Origin of the sequence: Ruminococcus sp. CAG:379 (genome assembly GCF_000434255.1) — a bacterium.
GTDB classification, from domain to species: Bacteria; Bacillota; Clostridia; order Oscillospirales; family Ruminococcaceae; genus Ruminococcus_F; species Ruminococcus_F champanellensis.
Window position 1 is genome coordinate 1 of record NZ_FR894854.1, and the last position, 2,316, is coordinate 2,316.

The following is a 2,316-nucleotide window of genomic DNA, read 5'->3' on the forward strand; positions in this document are numbered from 1 at the left end:
CAGGGTACGGGCACATTGCTCATTCCCGTGCGCACCGCCGACAGAGCCATACCGGTGGAGGATGCCACCGTCACCATCACGGAGGATACCCCATCCGGCACTGACCTGATCGGCATTCTGAAAACCGACGAAAACGGAGAGATCCGCCCCCTGGTACTGCCTGCCCCCATGGGGGATCCCAATGGCAAGCAGGTGCCCTTTTCCAAGTACAGCGCCAGGGTGCAGGCAGAGGGCTACCGGACGGAGCAAAGCGTGGATATCCCCATTTTTGCCGGGATCGCCTCCATGCAGGATTTCCTGCTGATCCCTCTGCCGGCAAGCGAAGCCGCCGGAACGGGAGATATCATCTACTACAACCAAGAACCTGTTTACTAGGAGGCAGCCATGGACGGAACACCCTTTATCCCGGAGCAGATCACGGTACATCTGGGCACGCCGGATTCCAATGCCCCCAACGTGACCGTATCCTTTCCGGATTACATCAAGAACGTGATCTCCAGTGAGATCTACCCCACCTGGCCGGAGAATTCCATGCGGGCGAATATCTACGCCGCCGTCAGCTTTGCGCTGAACCGGATCTACACCGAGTGGTACCGGAGCAGAGGGTATGACTTCGACATCACCAATTCCACCCAGTTTGACCAGGCGTTCGTCAACGGCAGAGAGATCTTCCAGCCGGTAAGCGTACTGGTGGATGAGCTGTTCAACAGCTACCTGCGGCGGCGGGGGAATGTAGAACCTTTGTTCGCCGCCTTCTGCAACGGCACCACCGTTACCTGTGAGGGGCTGTCCCAGTGGGGCACGGTGGATCTGGCAAAGCAGGGGTTCACCCCCTACGAGATCCTGACCTATTACTACGGGGATAATCTGGAGATCGTGCAGGACGCCCCCATCGCCCCCAACGTGCCCTCCTATCCGGAGCGCCCCCTGCAGGAGGGGGACAGCAGCGACGATGTGCGTGCCATCCAGATCCGGCTTCGGCGGATCGCACAAAATTACCCGGCGATCCCGGTGATCCCGGACACGGGCGGCGTGTTTGACGCCCCAACAGCTGCGGCGGTGGAGGAATTTCAGCGGATCTTCTCCCTGCCTGCCACCGGGGTGGTGGATCAGTCCACCTGGTACAGGATCGAGTACATCTACAACAGCGTCAAAAAGCTGGCGGAGCTTTCTTCCGAAGGAGAGCAGTTTGAGAACGTGCAAAAGCAGTATACGGAGGATCTGCGGCCGGGCATGGAAAGCATGCAGGTGAAGCTGGTGCAGTATTATCTGGCAGTGGTAGGCGCCTACTATGAGCAGGTACAGCCGGTAGAGATCACCGGATATTACGGGGATCAGACTGCCGCCTCCGTCCGCTCCTTCCAGCGGGTTTTTGGTCTGCCCCAGACCGGGATCATCAACCGCACCACCTGGAACCAGCTGACGGACGCTTATCTGGGGATCGTGGCGGATCTGCCAGCCACCGGAGAGAATGTGGTAGCGATTTATCCGGGCACGGTGCTGAAGGAGGGCACCACCAGTGAATCCGTCCGGATCGCACAGGAGTACCTGAACTTCCTGCACGGGGTGTATCCCCAGATTCCGGCGGTGAACAATACGGGTTATTTCGGCCCGGTGACCCGGAGCGCCGTACTGGCATTCCAGCGGCTCATGGGTCTGGAGGAAAACGGTCTGATCGGCCCCATTACCTGGGATGAGCTGACACGGGTCTATTCCGAGCATCGGTTCGGCTACGACAAGCGACCCTATCAGCATCCGGGTTATACTATTAAATAAGAGAGGGAAAAACTATGCCTTATACCGAAGCCCAGAAGCGCAGCCACATCCACGAGATCCAGAGCTACCTGTACATACTCGCCACCCAGGACGCCCGGATCCCTACCGTGACCCCGGACGGGGTCTATGGACCACGAACGGTCAGTGCGGTGCAGGCGTTCCAGAAGATCTACAATCTGCCTGCCACCGGGGAGGTGAATCGTGCCACCTGGGATGCCATTGTGAAGGCATACCGGAAGCAGACCGCCGAGCCGGATGCCCTGAACGTATTTCCCTCCGCCAGGTATGTGCTCCGGGAGGGGGACAGCGGCGCCCTGGTGTACATTGTGCAGGCCATGCTCAACGACATCGGCAGCCGGTACGACAACCTGACACCGGTGGCAATCAACGGCAGCTTCAACGCAGCCACCACCAACGCCATCCGGGGCGTGCAGCAGGCGGCGGATCTGCCCCAGACCGGTGCGGTGGATCGGGATACCTGGAATTGGATGGTAACAGCAATGCAGTGCTGACCCACCGCCCGCCCTGTTGGCTTTCGTG

At 59.6% G+C, this 2,316-nt stretch carries 2 protein-coding genes and 1 pseudogene; all 3 read left to right on the forward strand.

The features are described from left to right. Positions 1 to 375, forward strand: a pseudogene (locus tag QVO51_RS03415) (hypothetical protein); the annotation flags it as partial. A 9-nt stretch (positions 376 to 384) separates the two neighbouring features. Further along, positions 385 to 1,776, forward strand: a complete 1,392-nt coding sequence (locus tag QVO51_RS03420) for a peptidoglycan-binding domain-containing protein (protein ID WP_022357245.1) — start codon at positions 385 to 387, stop codon at positions 1,774 to 1,776. 14 nt (positions 1,777 to 1,790) lie between these two features. Next, the gene (locus tag QVO51_RS03425) at positions 1,791 to 2,288 is read left to right on the forward strand and encodes a peptidoglycan-binding domain-containing protein (protein ID WP_022357246.1); all 498 of its coding nucleotides are present in this window, start codon (positions 1,791 to 1,793) and stop codon (positions 2,286 to 2,288) included. Positions 2,289 to 2,316: the final 28 nt, after the last annotated feature.

Bases quoted from the DNA above. Each gene is read 5' to 3' on its own strand.
- QVO51_RS03420 (WP_022357245.1), top strand. From the start codon at position 385: ATGGACGGAACACCCTTTATCCCGGAGCAGATCACGGTACATCTGGGC.
- QVO51_RS03425 (WP_022357246.1), top strand. From the start codon at position 1,791: ATGCCTTATACCGAAGCCCAGAAGCGCAGCCACATCCACGAGATCCAG.